Origin of the sequence: Shewanella sp. HL-SH8 (genome assembly GCF_051165765.1) — a bacterium.
GTDB classification, from domain to species: Bacteria; Pseudomonadota; Gammaproteobacteria; order Enterobacterales; family Shewanellaceae; genus Shewanella; species Shewanella glacialimarina.
Map to the genome: position 1 here is coordinate 216,506 of NZ_CP195039.1, position 15,504 is coordinate 232,009.

A 15,504-nucleotide genomic window follows, 5' to 3' on the forward strand; every position below is an offset into this window, starting at 1 on the left:
AATAATGTTCCCCCTAAGGTGTCAGCAACATTATTCAGGAATATGCACATATGCTGTGGCTAATATAGGCTAAACGGATTGAATTTAGCTGATTGAATACATTTCTTAACTCAAGTAGAAATTAATTACTCGTCATTAAGTAACATAACATTCCATGGGAGGTTTTCTGTCCCAACAACAATAAAGTTAGGGTTCTCTAAGGTATCACGTTCATTGTAAGTCATTGGGTGTAAGTTGATATCAACCAAGGCTCCACCCGCTTCTTCGACAATAATTTGTGCTGCACCTGTGTCCCACTCACCTGTTGGGCCCAAACGGATATAACAATCGGCCTGCCCCTCGGCAACTAAGCAACTCTTTAATGCCGCACCACCTAACACCACTAACTCGCAGTCTTTAGGGTGGTTAAATAATTTAAGTACCTTTTTGGGATCTTGTCGGCGGCTAACCGCTATTCGCAGATGATTTTGCTCTGATAGCGCTAATTGAGTGCTAGTAATACGTACTTCACCTTCGGGGCTACGTTTATAGGCACCTAACCCTGCAATAGCGTAATAACATACCTCGGTCATTGGCGCATAAACAATTCCCATAATGGGACGATTATGTTCAACAAGGGCAATAATCACCGAAAAATCACCACTACCAGCAATAAATTCACCAGTACCATCAAGCGGATCGACTAACCAATACTTTGACCAGTTTTGTCTGACAGACAAAGGGATATCAGCATCTTCTTCACTGAGAATAGGAATGTCCGGTGTCAATTTAGCAAGACGTGAACAAATGATATCATGGGCGGCCAAGTCGGCAGACGTTACAGGGGTATTATCAGATTTTATCTCTCGTTTAAAATCACCTGATTGGTAGATTTTACGAATAGCATTCCCTGCTTCGATAGCAATTTCAATTGCTTGTTCGATGATGGCTTCAGGCTTCATTACAACTCCAGTTGCTGGAAATAAGCATGTATTACTGATTAAAACTAACTTTAGCTAACTTTAGCCAAAGTGCGAGGATAATACTTTACTGGGTAAGTGAATGGCACTTACCTCTGTATGACTCATACGGCGAAACAAGCAGTTATTTAGCTAGAAATTACTTCGCTAAAAACTGTTTAGCTAAAAAAAGTGCGCTTACACTTCGAGATTCAGAAAAGTCGGGGTTATCTAACAATGCTTGCCAATCATCTAGTGCCCAAGGCACCACAATAATCGGTTCAGGTTCATCACCTTCAAGTTCACTGGCATACAATTGTTCAGCAACAAAAATATGCATCTTGCTAGAGAAGTACCCCGGTGCCAGTGACAACGTTTTTAGATGGGTTAATTTTTTACTGGCAAAACCTATTTCTTCTTGTAATTCACGATTAGCAGCCTCAATAGCCTTTTCACCAGGATCAATAAGCCCTTTAGGAAAACCTAATTCGTAATTATCCGTTCCGGCGGCATACTCTTTTGCCAGTAACAACTGACCTTGATGAATAGGCACAACCATTACAGCGCCACGGCTTCCGCCCTTCATTCGCTCATACTGGCGCTCAACACCATTGGAAAACTTAAGATGAACTTGCTCAATTTGAAATAGTCGACTTTTAGCGACAATTTCTGTGTGCAAGATTTCCGGCTTACTATGCCGCTGTGTCATTGCAACCCCGTGTGACGAATGAAATAAGACAAGCGACAATATTACTACCCTAAGCGTAATCTACAACCGGAATTTACAGTCTTCTTAAAACAAGTTTCTATGTTTTAGTCATTAAAGATGATTCATAGCACTACTTTTGGGATTCAGACTCAATAAAAAAGGAGCTAATTAGCTCCTTTTTCACTTCTACAACCCTTTAAAAATGATAACGTAAACTGAGCTGGCCAGTTAAAATATCATTTGGCTCAATATCAACATATTGGTACCCCAGCCCTAAAGACCAGGACTCGGTCATTTGGTAATGAAATTGCATTCCAATATACCAATCAGTACCACTAAGCTCGGTCATTATACGGTTATTATTCATCTGGCTGGCAATATCGGCATTCCATCTAAATAAACCGACCGGTATCTCAAATCGCCAATCCTGATGCTCAACTAAAGTAAAACGCAGTCCTAGAGTTATACCATCAGCCAGTATCGGCGTAACCGATTTCAATGCCTGTTGATATGCCTCAGGGCTTAAGGTGCTGCCTTTAAGTTGTGCAGTGCCGCTACCAAAGTCAGAATAACCTAACTCCACAGCAAAAAAAGTGTTCCATTGATAACCCGCACTCAAACCCAATGCAGTATCGCTATCATCAACATCAGTGACTTCAGTATCGTTTGGATATTGCCAATTTTGTATCTTGCTATCAGCATACGCTTGTCCAACAAACCCATCTAGATACCAGCTGTTGGCTTCAGTTGCATTAGCTTGTGTTATCACACTGGTCAATAATACGCTGCTGATTGCTATCGTCAGCCATTTACCTCTACGCACTAAACCACCAAAAGCAAGTAGCACCAATCCGTACAAGGATAAGCTACCACCACCGGATTGATTATCGATAACAACTTCTTGATAAGCTTTAATGGTCACTAACACTTGCCCTGAGGCTTCGCCGCCAGCACCATCACTTATCAAATAGCTCACTGTATCAACCCCCTCAAACCCCTGTTTAGGCGTATAAAGCAGCTGGTTAGATTCTATCGATACAGCCCCTTGTAATGCTGTAATACTGACTAACGTTAAGCTGTCACCATCGATATCACTGTCGTTACTTAATACATTTAACAGCAAGCTGGTTCTATCATCCGTATTAGCTGTGTCATCGATTGTGGTGGGTGCACTATTAGCCCTCACGGTTACCGTAAGTTGACTAGTTGATGTGCCACCTTGTCCATCTGAAATACTGTAGGACAGTACGTCTATGCCAATGAAGTCAACATCAGGAGTGTAACTGATTTGCTGGTTGGCTAAAATCACCGCATCACCAAAATCGCTGGTCACATTCTGCACGCTCAAGGTATCACCATCGATATCGGTATCATTTGCCAGCACATCTATATCAATACTTTGGTTCAATGATAAAGACGCACTGTCTGCATTTGCCACTGGTAAGTGATTATTGTTAAGCATCACAGCAACCCCGCCCGGGTCTGAAACCGCGCTATTGACAAGACCATCATCATCGTTAGGGCCGCCATCTTCTATGGTTAACTGCACACAATGGTAGCCTTCAATTAAGCCGGGCTGCCATTCTGCAGCGCCTGGTGGCGGACAATAACCGGCAGAGCCCTGACTAGAGTGGATTGAATTGTTGGCATTCTCCACAAAGCTCACCCATCTACCGCGCATAAACTTACGATACACACCGCTTGCCGGTATGGGTTGTATTTGCGGAATAACGATACTAACAGTCATGCCTGGTGTTGGGAGATCGTCGATTACAAAATCAAACAAGCCACCTGCTGGAATAAATGCTATTGGATCAGGGATTAAGTTATCGTCTGGTATCTGAAGACCTTGAGCACCATTACTTAGCGCCGCATTACCTAAGTGCAAACACACACCCGGCTCACTTTCTGCAAGGAAGGTCTGTTGCGAACTCACCTTTTCTTGCAGCACGTTACACTCATTAATCCCATCCAGGTAATCAGCAATACCATCACCATCGGTATCAGCAAAGCCTTCTTGATTATCTGGGATTAAATCACCATCGCTGTCACTTCCTGTTAGTACGGGTAAGCTGTCTTTCACCAATAAGGTTAATTGCACCTCAGTCGATAATTGCGGCGTACCATCATCGGTCACTACCAAGCTAATAGGATAAATACCCGCATCAAGCGTACTAGGGTCAAAGTAACTGCCATCGGCATCACTTTCTAACACCAACACACCTGTTGACCAGACCTCTGTAAGGCTATTTTGCAAATTCACATCTTGGCTTTTCGCCTGAATGTACACCTTTCCATCTTGCTTGCTCAATTGAGTCCGTGGCTCATTTGACTGGGTAACCACGATACTAGCCGTCGGTGCAATGTTTGCTTCAGTAATCAATAAGCGGGTTTCACGCTGGCCGCTGATATTAAGGCTTGAGTCTAAGCTGATTATCAGATCTTCATCCGCTTCCGTTACCCCATCATCGAACACGTTAACGCTAAAGCTTGCACTTAAACCAGAGGTTATCTCAAACACCCCATCGACTAAGTCATGGTCATTGCTATCACTACTGCCAGACACTGTATAAGGAATACTGACAGGATACTGCGGTGATGGCCCATTTAAGAACACGCTGAAATGTGCTTCATTACCCTCGCTGACCACTTGGTTACGGCTAATGGAAATAAGCGGTTTCACTGTCACTTTTTGCGCTTTAATCGAACTGCGACCCTGGCTATCTGTAGCTTGCCAATAGGCAACATGCTCACCTGGCGCAAACAGCTGCTTGGTGTTTACCAGTGATACCGCAAGTTTCTTGCCTGCTTTATCAACCGCTGTGGCAACACCTAACTTAAGCTTAGTAAATAGCCCTGTCGCGTTAGCGGTAATGTCAGCAGGCACAGTAATCACAGGCGCATCAGCTGAGCTTTCACCTGTGATAAGCAATTGTACTTTTGCATTATTGCGACCTTTATGGCCATCGGAAATGCTATAACGCAGTGCCACTGGACCAACAAAACCCGCTGGAGCTTGGTATTTAAGCTGTGCAGCTACAATTAGCACGCTGCCTACATCGGCAGCAGCGCCATCTATGGTCAAGGTGTCACCATCAACATCTGTATCGTTGTCCAATACCGCTAAGGTATAGCTATTATCCGTCGACAGGCTCTGACTAAAACTGTCATCGACCGCTTTAGGCTCGTCGTTAACAGGTGTGACTATGATACTAATAACACCAGGAGTCGAACTCAACTCTGCATCTTTAGCAATAAAGCGCACACTGTCTTCACCATTAAAGTCTACATTTGGCGTGTATAACCACACTGACCCATGCTTATCTAATGTACCCGATGTTGGCTGAGTCACTACCTCAAAACTAACTGGATCATCGTCCTCATCAACAGCTGTAAAGTTAATTGACACCGAGGCATCTTCCTCTAGGGTGACACTTGCATCATCAGCCACTGGTGCGATGTTGGTCGCATTCACTATTAGAGTAAATGTTTGAGTGGCAAATAAACCTCCTGCATCAGTCACTTTCAACCCAATGGCGTGGCTACCCACATCATCTCGATTGGGTACGCCACTTAACACTGCCGTTACTGGATTAAAGCTTAACCAAGCAGGTAACGATGAAGCACTAAACGTAAGAATGTCGCCAACACTATCTACCGCTGTCAATGTATAAACATAACTCGCTCTCTGATCAGTACTTAATAGTGGAGTAGAACTAATTACAGGAGCACCATTTGGCGTCACGCTATTTGAACTGGCTGACGCGGCACTTGTGCCTGTTGCATTTGTTGCCGTTACACTAAAGCTGTACGAGGTGCCGTTGGTCAGTCCTGCTACTGTTAACGGTGAGGCCGTTCCCGTAACCGTTAATCCGCCGGGACTAGAGGTCACTGTGTAACCGCTAATGACGCTGCCTCCATCACTCGCTGGGGCAGTGAAGCTTACACTCGCACTGCTATCTCCTGCTGTGGCGTTTACTGCTGTTGGCACGCCTGCAACCACACCATTCACAGCAAAACTCTGACTCACTTGAGCCGCTGCTAAATAGGCACGGTTACCTGCCTGATTAACATTAATTGTACAGATGCCTGTGGTAACAAAGCTCAAGGCTCCGACACTGGTGATAGTACACACGCCGGTGGTGGATGAGGTAAAGGTCGGCGTTAAGCTTGAGCTGGCACTCGCCGTTAAGGTTGGGCTTGTGCCTATATTTTGCGCCCCAGGATTGGCAAAGGTTATCGTTTGCGACCCTATAGGCGTCACGCTGTTCGATGCGCTTGAGCTACCACTGACACCCGCACTGTTTGTGGCTGCCACACTAAAAGTGTAAGCAGTACCATTAGTGAGGCCAGTAACCGTTAAGGGTGAAGCTGCGCCGCTGGCAGTCAAACCACCGGGACTAGAGGTCACGGTATAAGCGCTAATCGCTGCGCCGCCAGTATTAGTAGGTGTACTAAAAATCACACTCGCTTGAGCATCACCCGCTGTCGCCGTGCCAATTGTTGGCGCGTCTGCAACCACGGCAGTGACAGAGAAACTCTGACTCACCTGAGCTGCTGCTAAATAGGCACTGTTACCTGCCTGGTCAGCATTAATCGTACAAGTGCCTGTGGTAACAAAGCTCAAGGCTCCGACACTGGTGATAGTACACACGCCGGTGGTGGATGAGGTAAAGGTCGGCGTTAAGCTTGAGCTGGCGCTCGCCATTAAGGTCGGGTTAGTGCCAAAGCTTTGATTACCAGGATTGGCAAAGGTTATCGTTTGCGCTGCAATCGGCGTCACGCTGTTCGATGCGATTGAGGCAGAGCCTGTGCCCACGGAATTTGTTGCCGTAACGCTAAAGCTATACGCTGTGCCGTTGGTCAGGCCTGCAACCGTTAAGGGTGAAGCAGCGCCGCTGGCAGTCAAACCACCGGGGCTAGAGGTCACGGTATAAGCGCTAATCGCTGCACCGCCAGTATTAGCTGGTGCCGCGAAACTCACGATAGCCTGGGTATCACCCGCTGTCGCAGTGCCAATTGTTGGCGCGTCTGCAACTACGGCAGTGACAGAGAAACTCTGACTCACCTGGGCTGCCGGTAAATAAGCACTGTTACCTGCCTGGTCAGCATTAATGGTACAAGTGCCTGTGGTGACAAAGCTCAAGGCTCCGACACTGGTGATAGTACACACGCCGGTGGTGGATGAGGTAAAGGTCGGCGTTAAGCTTGAGCTGGCACTCGCCGTTAAGGTTGGGCTTGTGCCTATATTTTGCGCCCCAGGATTGGCAAAGGTTATCGTTTGCGACCCTATAGGCGTCACGCTGTTCGATGCGCTTGAGCTACCACTGACACCCGCACTGTTTGTGGCTGCCACACTAAAAGTGTAAGCAGTACCATTAGTGAGGCCAGTAACCGTTAAGGGTGAAGCTGCGCCGCTGGCAGTCAAACCACCGGGACTAGAGGTCACGGTATAAGCGCTAATCGCTGCGCCGCCAGTATTAGTAGGTGTACTAAAAATCACACTCGCTTGAGCATCACCCGCTGTCGCCGTGCCAATTGTTGGCGCGTCTGCAACCACGGCAGTGACAGAGAAACTCTGACTCACCTGAGCTGCTGCTAAATAGGCACTGTTACCTGCCTGGTCAGCATTAATCGTACAAGTGCCTGTGGTAACAAAGCTCAAGGCTCCGACACTGGTGATAGTACACACGCCGGTGGTGGATGAGGTAAAGGTCGGCGTTAAGCTTGAGCTGGCGCTCGCCATTAAGGTCGGGTTAGTGCCAAAGCTTTGATTACCAGGATTGGCAAAGGTTATCGTTTGCGCTGCAATCGGCGTCACGCTGTTCGATGCGATTGAGGCAGAGCCTGTGCCCACGGAATTTGTTGCCGTAACGCTAAAGCTATACGCTGTGCCGTTGGTCAGGCCTGCAACCGTTAAGGGTGAAGCAGCGCCGCTGGCAGTCAAACCACCGGGGCTAGAGGTCACGGTATAAGCGCTAATCGCTGCACCGCCAGTATTAGCTGGTGCCGCGAAACTCACGATAGCCTGGGTATCACCCGCTGTCGCAGTGCCAATTGTTGGCGCGTCTGCAACTACGGCAGTGACAGAGAAACTCTGACTCACCTGGGCTGCCGGTAAATAAGCACTGTTACCTGCCTGGTCAGCATTAATGGTACAAGTGCCTGTGGTGACAAAGCTCAAGGCTCCGACACTGGTGATGTTACACACACCAGTGGTGGATGAGCTAAAGGTTGGCATTAAGCTTGAACTGGCGCTGGCACTTAGCGTTGGCGTGGTGCCGAAGTTTTGCGCGCCTGGGTTACTAAAAGAAATAGTTTGTGCAGCCTTAGGCGTAATAGCACTAGAGGCTCCAGAGGCTGCACCAACACCCGTAGAGTTAGTCGCCGTAACGGTAAAGGCATAGGCAACACCATTGGTTAAGCCCGCCACTGTAATTGGTGAACCTGCGCCAGTACCCGTTAAGGCTCCAGGGCTAGAGGTAACGGTATAACCCGTTATTGCAGCGCCACCAGTGAATGCCGGAGCAGTAAAACTAACAGCCGCTTGAGCATCACCGGCTGTTGCAGTCGCCGCTGTAGGTGCTCCCGGCACTACCGCATTTACGCTGAATGAGCGCATAACAGTCGCGGCGGCCAGATAGCTGCTATTACCTACTTCGTCGGCATCAATACTACAGGTACCTGTAGTCACAAACGTTAATGCGCCGCCACTGGTAATAGTACAAACACCCGTTGTGGTGGAACTAAAGGTTGGCGTTAAACCAGATGTTGCCGCTCGCGCTGAGTGTTGGCGTAGTGCCAAAATTTTGCGTGCCCGGATTGCCGAAAGTGATGGTTTGTGGCGACTTAGGAGTTGCACTGTTTGAGGCTGCCGAGGCAGAGCCAGTGCCAATACCATTGGTAGCCGTTACCGTAAAAGTATAGGCCTGGCCATTCGTCAAACCCGTCACCACTAAGAGCGAACCTGCACCAGATGCGCTTGCACCACCCGGATTCGCCGTTACCGTATAACCGGTAATCGCTGAGCCACCATCAGAACCCGGCGCGCTGAAGGTAACCGACACTTGGGTATCTCCCGCTGTAGCCGTGCCTATTGTGGGTGCACCCGGCGCAGCAAACACATTACTAACGGTAATTCCATTGCCAGCCAGATCAGCAATGGTCAGGGTTGAGTCTGCGCCTGGCGCCCAATCTTCCGCCGCTGCGAGATTGTAAGTAGTGGCATCAACAGAGCTGGTTCCATTTTTATTCAGGAGGGCATTAGCACCTGACTTATCCGTGGCGCTCAACGTGAAGGTAAAGCTGGTACCCGAGGTGACCTCAACACTGGCGGTATCCGTTAAGGTGTAAGTGGCACCCGACTCTCCCCTAAGGGTAAATTTATTCGCGATAATATCATCGCTACCACCAGGGCCTGAGCTGGTGAAGCCAGCCCCGGTAACAGCCAATACACCCGTAGAGGCGCTATAAAGTGCGCTGCTAATGGTCGGCAGAGGGACATTAGTCACCGTAATGTTATTGCCCGAAGAATCCTCAACATCGATAGTTGAATCCGCACCTGCAGCCCAATCATCTGCCGCCGCCAAGTAATAGGTGGATATATCTGTCGATAATCCCCCATTTTTATTGGCGATGAGATTGTAGGCGGCCTTATCTGTTGCACTAAAGGTTAACAAAAAGCTGGTATTAGAGGTTATTTCAACGCCGCTTGTATCGGTTAGGGTATAACTCGCACCCGCTTCACCGTGGAGGGTAAATTTATTTGCCACTATGTCGTTAGTCGCGCCTGCAAGCCCAGTAAAACCAGAGCCTGACACCGTGAGCACACCGGTACTGGCGTTGTAAGCTGCCGTAGAAATTGTCGGCAAAGGTACACTTGAAACCGTAATAGCATTGGCGGTCAAGTCTGCTGTGGCAGGGGCATTGGCGATAAAACCTGCCACACCGGCAAGGTTATAGCTAGTTCCGCTCGTAGAAGTGGCATTATTTTTATTGGTCAGAACATTAACACTGGCGCGATCAGTTGCACTCAGGGTTAAGGTGAAACTGGTCGCGGAGGAAATCTCTACATCGGCGGTATTGGTTAATGTGTAGGTAGCGAAGCCCTCACCCGTCAGAGTGAATTTATTCGCAACAACATCATTGGTCGCGCCCGCCGTTGCCGAGAAATTAGTGCCAGTTACAACCAACGCACCCGTCGAGGCATTGTAGGTTGCGCTGGTGATAGTAGGCGCTGGTAAAACCGCAGGCTCAAAGTTCAGGTCATCAAAAAAAATACCAAGATTTGCCCCTGCAATGGTTATGCTAGTAATATTTTGAAAGTCGGTATTACTTGATGTATCAACATTTTGCTGAGTAATATACAAACCATTACTAGTATAAGAAAGTGCACTACCGCCGCTCGGGGTCACGGTAATATTAGCGTCTGCAAGAGCATCAAAACTAAAACCTGATAAGCGGAAAGCACTTCCATCGGCGGCTTCAATTTTGACGCTAGAAAGATTAGCAATGCCATTCTTATCAATCATCAAATAGTGATCCGCCCCGCTGTTACCCAAAAGCGAAAACCCAGATGAGTTTTCTATCGTATTTCGATAGGTGCCGCCAGAACCTGTCAGCGTATATTTGACACCATCCAAGGTAAATAAATTGCTCGTAGCAACATCAGCTAACGCGTTGTCATCATAATTTTCATCGGCAGGCGTCACCGCCCAAGCAGGTTGCATCATGGTCAAGAATAAAATACTTACACATAGTCTGAGCCAAGCAACGCAATATTGTTTAGTTGGAACTCCAAGTGTGTTAATGGTATTGGTAAGCATATTTTTAAGCATAATATTCTCTTTTTATAATAGGTAGATGCACTTACTGGATAACAATTTTCACTTAACAACAAGGTGCTCCAACTAGGAACGCTTATCGAACGTACATAACAAGGTTAATTACGAGATGGAAACAGACCTTCCAGGGCAATAATGAAATTAGTGCCTATATTTGGATTACGCAAAGAGACTGGTGCCCCACTACCCAAGGATGCTGTATTACCGGTTGCACTGAAGGGCCTTAAGGTGACATCGGCAACATCCTTTGAATAAAGCGTACCTGGGCGACCACCAGCGGCGATGGAGCCTAATACAGTTGAATCAGTCGGCTTAGCTATCATATCCACACCTGCAGCTGACGCGGGTATTGCAACACTGACTGTTACCGCCAAAGATCTATCGGGTAATTGATCCACACTTAAGTTAACCGATTCCTGACCGACTAATACTCCTTGTTTAACTGGGGTTAAGCCTGGCCCCGCTCCCATACCAACAGGGCTGCGGCCACGTAAATCAGGAAGGCCGAAGCTAACCGTACCATTCCCACCATAGGTGGTACCTAGAAGTGAAAACAGGGCTTGGTTTGATGCTATGTCTAATAGTTGACCAGCACAAAACGCCCAACCTTGTGGAGCAAAATTCCCCGCAAACATACGGATTTCGCCAAGAAATGGTTCTGACATGTTTTCTCTCCTTAGATTATTTACGATTAAGTCTATTTAATCTTGCTTGTTTTAAACGTCAGGACTTGTGATATTTTAAGCACAAAACGCGTTACCTAAATTTATCGCTAATAAGCCCTTTGCACTTTACTGCGCATCACCTAAAAACAATTACAATGATCCAAACGATACAAGTGTAGTAAAAAAAACGACACTGCAAGGGTATAGGCATAAAAAAAGATACATGGGTACTATATTTAAATAATGTCATTTATGTGCGGTATTGCCACTGCATGCTTTCATGAGTATCCGTAACACCTTGTAGAGTAAAACCTTGCTGATAATAAAGAGCTTTCGCTCTTGGATTATCTATCGCTACAGACAAGTAAATGGGGACTTGCCGCCCCTTGGCATCTTGCTTAAGCGCTTCTAACACTGCGGTGCCAACGCCTTTGCTACGGGTGTCAGGCGCTATCACCAAATCGACAAGCCACAAATATTCTGGCTTAACCTCTAAGGTCAGCTTGCCAATTACCTGAGCTTGGCGGCACAGGATATAATCCATTACCTTGGGGAATTGATTTTTGTAGGACATTTGTTGAAGTTGATATTGCTGCTGCAATAGCATATCAACTGTAACTTGGGGTAATCCAAGTTGATATAAATCGCTACGGGTAGAATAAAATAGCTGCGCCATAATAAATGCGTCATCATCACTGGCTAGGCGCACACAGATATTCAATAGTGGATTTAGCTGACTTAACATTAGTACTCCAAAAATAAGACATAGTTAGCAACTGAAGGTAGCTAACATACTTAACTTGCTGCTCTGCTGCACAATGTCAAAACATCTTGAAAATAGTGTTTATTAACATAAGGTCACCCTTTTTAAGTAAGGTCCGAATTTAACTCCGAACTGTTATCACTATATGCTGTTAAATTTGTTAAATTTGTTAAATTGCGTTGAATCACATTAGCAAAGATAATGAATTTATACCCTTATCAAAGTGACGTTTAAATATTCAGTACGCTTGTTGAGGCTAGTATATAAAGGAAGAATGACAAGTGATGGCTAAACTTTTTATCTGCAAAGGATTTATTGATGTTTAACTGGAATAATATAGATACAGTGTTACTCGACATGGACGGCACCTTGCTGGATTTACACTTTGATAACCATTTTTGGCTTACTTTAGTGCCGCAGCAATTAAGCCAACAAAGACAAATTAGCCTTGATGCGGCCAAGCAATTAGTCGAAAACGCTTACCACAAAGTGACTGGCACATTAGATTGGTATTGTTTAGATTATTGGCAGCAGCAGCTTGAGCTGGATATTCCCACTCTGCATTATTCACTTGTTGAACGCATTCAAATGCGTCAAGACAGCATGCCTTTTCTTATGGCATTGGGTGCTATGAATAAAAAACGTATCTTATTCACCAATGCCCACCCTAAAAGTTTAGCGTTAAAACTTGAGCATACTGAACTGGCACAGGGTTTAGATGCGATGTTATCAAGTCATGAAACGGGTTACCCTAAAGAGCATCCGCAGTTCTGGTTAACAGCGATTGAAAAATATCAGCTAGATCCCGCCAGATGTTTATTTATTGATGACAGTGAACCGATTTTAGTCGCATCGAAAAAGGCGGGCATAGGGTTTCAGCTAGGCATAAAAAATCCTGACAGCCAAAAAGGCCATAAGCTATTTAATGATTTTCCGGCAATTGATGATTACCATCATTTATTAGATGACTTACTTGCAGGCCAACATCTATAACACTAGCCCAAGGTAGTAATGGCGCAATTGTCCATAACCTCACTGATGAAAAAAGGGCGCTAGTGCGCCCTTTCATAATCAATACTCGAACTCTCAGCACTCGCTGACGCTTATAAACCCGGAATCGCACCTTGATAATTAATCGGATAATATCCTTGGCTATCTTGTCTACCCAAAAATGCTAAAGCTTCGGTTAAATCTTTTGGCTGAGCCGCTGTAGGTTTTATTTTAGCACTGACTTTAACCAGATTATTTTCAGCCAAAGTAATAGTGCCCACCAAACCTAATTGATTCAATTGCTCGTCGGTAGTTAATTGCACTTGACCATCAAGACAGTTCAGACCTAAAGCAATATTACCCAATGGATACTCGCCAAATTGATTGGTCAGGTGAGTACTGTTTAAAAACAACTTACCCGCAAGCTGCTCACACCAGGGCAGACCCTGCTCTAGCTTTTCTACCATTAAGCTGATGTCGCCATTTAGTTGCGCTCTAAACGGCAAGCGAGCGCCTGCGACAATAAAACTATTGGGCGCATCAAAGCGTAAGTTTTCAACCTGTAAACCAGAAAAAGAGTAACTGATACTGCCTTTACTGCTGACAGCCGTTGCCCGCGTACCGATTTTAAAATCAATATCTGCACGGCCAATAAACAATGCCCACGGACTCAACTGCCAGCTCACTTGCTCTAACTGGCGTTGATCGATACGCACCAGATCGGCTTTACCATTCCATAAAGTACCGTCCACACCCGCAAACTGAATATTGTTCGGCAGTGGCGCTAAGCTCACCAATAAACTGGCGGGTAAATAGACAATCAAAAAAATCAAATACACCACTACAGCGATGCTAATTTTGACAAATAATTTCACAAACATTCCTTACTGAGAGAACTGAATACGTCTGACGTTAACAAAACCGGCCGTATCTGAATCTGATAAATCGACGCTATCTAATGTTAAGCCTTTTTGATCAACCAAATCATGTAAATAGTCTAACAGCGAATCAAATGGCACTTCGTCCATCCACAGTTGAATTTTATTATCCTGCGGCTGCATTCGGGTTATTTCTAAATTATATTGGCTAGCGGTTTGGTTCACAATCGAGCTCAAGCTACCACTGGCTTGCGCTTTTGCTCCAGCTTTTTCCAGGCCGGCTATTTTATTGGCCGTTTGCTTCACATAATTTAAGTTTTGCAACTCAGCATTATAATTACGCTCGGCTGTTTGTTGAGCATTTGAAATAGGCGACCATACTCCCCAATACAAAATCCCAATCACCACAAACACACTACAAAAACCGACTAATTGTTGCTCTCGATGCACTAAGCCTTGCCACCAAATACGCAAATTATCCATCTTATTTGCTCCTCAAGGTTAGTGTGCTGGTAACACTGTCTTCATTACTGTTCATTGCACCGCCATCGAGCTGGAAGTCTTTGCTGACAATGTCTTTAAATTTATCTAACTGGGCATAATTGTCAGCAACAACCTGCATCCTTAATTCATTACGGTTTGCATCAAAACGCAATGAGGTGGGTTTAAGTTGAGGTACACTGGAAAATGCGGGCTTCAACCCATCTAACATTTCAAAAAATGCCACTCCACCACCTTGACCTTGCATACTGCGCAACTGGCTATTGATTTGGGAGCGAATGTCCACAATACGATTAATGCTTGGCGCTACAGACTTAAATATCGCCTCACTTTGAATTTTCATTGCCGCTGTCTGATGATTTAATTGAGAAATTGCCAAACCTTTATTAACGAGCGCCAATACCAAAACAGCTACCATCATGATCGCAGCATTACGCCATAACATAAGGTGTTTGCTGTATTCACGCTTGGGCTTATATGCACCTGATAATAGGTTAACCGGGGCATTCAAAATACCTTTGGCCAATACCATCATAGGGAGTTCAAGCGGTTTAGGGGACAGCGTTATATGGTTAGCGTTAAAGGTTATTCCTTCACTATAACAAGCAACATCAATGCTCTGCTCGATAGCGGCACTTTTTTGCGCCTCTGCGACTAACTTTGGCAATGCTAAGTCAGTCCAGGCCTTAGGCAAACTGACACCAGCACCTTCGCCTGTTCGCAATAAATACTCATCACCAAAGCTCATAATAGCCCAGCGACATTGCTCAAGGGGTAAGGCTAAACAATCAGGGACAATGCGTTTTGCTTTTAAACCTGCATCCATTAACCATGTTAGCCATAATTGCATTTGTTGATGCTCAACCGCGACCACATTAACATTGTCACCATGGCGGGTTCCTACCACAAAATGCATGTTATCTACATCACTGGCAATGGACTCTTCCAGCATAAATGGCAACGCCTTAAGCGCTTGACGTTGGCCTTTTTCAGGTACCGCTATTTTAGTTAACGTCATGCTTGCTGCTGGCACTAACACATCAACAGGTCGATTACCTACACGAGCTGTTAAGCTGTTAAGACTGAGCGCATCGGGTAATTCGCCTGAAGCAATGATTTCTTGCTCCTGCTCAGACCACACTAACCATGAACATGGGTGATCTGCTGTTTTACCTAATCGGATAAATAGCCTTTCAGACACTGTTATTCTCCACCAA

10 protein-coding genes are annotated in these 15,504 nt (G+C 45.8%); 1 reads left to right on the forward strand and 9 read right to left on the reverse strand.

Going from position 1 to position 15,504, the window contains the following annotated elements; translation table 11 throughout:
- Positions 1–125: 125 nt before the first annotated feature.
- The 6 genes from cysQ to ACRWQN_RS00965 form a co-directional block, all read right to left on the reverse strand.
- Positions 126–941 (reverse strand): 3'(2'),5'-bisphosphate nucleotidase CysQ, encoded by an 816-nt coding sequence (gene cysQ, locus ACRWQN_RS00940; protein ID WP_434939487.1) that lies wholly within the window; start codon positions 939–941, stop codon positions 126–128.
- A 157-nt stretch (positions 942–1,098) separates the two neighbouring features.
- Positions 1,099–1,647, reverse strand: a complete 549-nt coding sequence (gene nudE / locus ACRWQN_RS00945) for an ADP compounds hydrolase NudE (RefSeq protein ID WP_434939488.1) — start codon at positions 1,645–1,647, stop codon at positions 1,099–1,101.
- A gap of 196 nt (positions 1,648–1,843) precedes the next feature.
- Positions 1,844–8,452: an Ig-like domain-containing protein gene (locus ACRWQN_RS00950; RefSeq protein WP_434939489.1), complete on the reverse strand. Its 6,609-nt coding sequence runs from the start codon at positions 8,450–8,452 to the stop codon at positions 1,844–1,846.
- A complete protein-coding gene (locus ACRWQN_RS00955; RefSeq protein ID WP_434939490.1) occupies positions 8,394–10,484 on the reverse strand; it encodes a beta strand repeat-containing protein in 2,091 nt (696 codons plus the stop codon). Before ACRWQN_RS00955 ends, ACRWQN_RS00950 begins: the two co-directional genes overlap by 59 nt.
- Positions 10,485–10,588: 104 nt before the next feature.
- On the reverse strand, positions 10,589–11,155 hold the full coding sequence (locus tag ACRWQN_RS00960; RefSeq protein WP_434939491.1) for a phage tail protein: 567 nt from the start codon (positions 11,153–11,155) through the stop codon (positions 10,589–10,591).
- 250 nt (positions 11,156–11,405) lie between these two features.
- Positions 11,406–11,900 (reverse strand): GNAT family N-acetyltransferase, encoded by a 495-nt coding sequence (locus ACRWQN_RS00965; RefSeq protein WP_434939492.1) that lies wholly within the window; start codon positions 11,898–11,900, stop codon positions 11,406–11,408.
- A 336-nt stretch (positions 11,901–12,236) separates the two neighbouring features.
- On the opposite strand from ACRWQN_RS00965, the gene yrfG reads away from it, so the two are divergent.
- Positions 12,237–12,911 (forward strand): GMP/IMP nucleotidase, encoded by a 675-nt coding sequence (gene yrfG / locus ACRWQN_RS00970; RefSeq protein ID WP_434939493.1) that lies wholly within the window; start codon positions 12,237–12,239, stop codon positions 12,909–12,911.
- A gap of 110 nt (positions 12,912–13,021) precedes the next feature.
- On the opposite strand, the gene ACRWQN_RS00975 is transcribed toward yrfG, so the two are convergent.
- From ACRWQN_RS00975 to gspL, 3 genes are read right to left on the reverse strand one after another with little or no spacing between them, the layout of a single operon-like run.
- Positions 13,022–13,783, reverse strand: a complete 762-nt coding sequence (locus ACRWQN_RS00975; protein ID WP_434939494.1) for a type II secretion system protein N — start codon at positions 13,781–13,783, stop codon at positions 13,022–13,024.
- A 9-nt stretch (positions 13,784–13,792) separates the two neighbouring features.
- Positions 13,793–14,269, reverse strand: a complete 477-nt coding sequence (locus ACRWQN_RS00980; RefSeq protein WP_434939495.1) for a type II secretion system protein M — start codon at positions 14,267–14,269, stop codon at positions 13,793–13,795.
- 1 nt (position 14,270) lies between these two features.
- Positions 14,271–15,488: a type II secretion system protein GspL gene (gspL, locus tag ACRWQN_RS00985; protein ID WP_434927582.1), complete on the reverse strand. Its 1,218-nt coding sequence runs from the start codon at positions 15,486–15,488 to the stop codon at positions 14,271–14,273.
- Positions 15,489–15,504: the final 16 nt, after the last annotated feature.

Bases quoted from the DNA above. Each gene is read 5' to 3' on its own strand.
- cysQ (WP_434939487.1), bottom strand. From the start codon at position 941: ATGAAGCCTGAAGCCATCATCGAACAAGCAATTGAAATTGCTATCGAA.
- nudE (WP_434939488.1), bottom strand. From the start codon at position 1,647: ATGACACAGCGGCATAGTAAGCCGGAAATCTTGCACACAGAAATTGTC.
- ACRWQN_RS00955 (WP_434939490.1), bottom strand. From the start codon at position 10,484: ATGCTTAAAAATATGCTTACCAATACCATTAACACACTTGGAGTTCCA.
- ACRWQN_RS00960 (WP_434939491.1), bottom strand. From the start codon at position 11,155: ATGTCAGAACCATTTCTTGGCGAAATCCGTATGTTTGCGGGGAATTTT.
- ACRWQN_RS00965 (WP_434939492.1), bottom strand. From the start codon at position 11,900: ATGTTAAGTCAGCTAAATCCACTATTGAATATCTGTGTGCGCCTAGCC.
- yrfG (WP_434939493.1), top strand. From the start codon at position 12,237: ATGTTTAACTGGAATAATATAGATACAGTGTTACTCGACATGGACGGC.
- ACRWQN_RS00980 (WP_434939495.1), bottom strand. From the start codon at position 14,269: ATGGATAATTTGCGTATTTGGTGGCAAGGCTTAGTGCATCGAGAGCAA.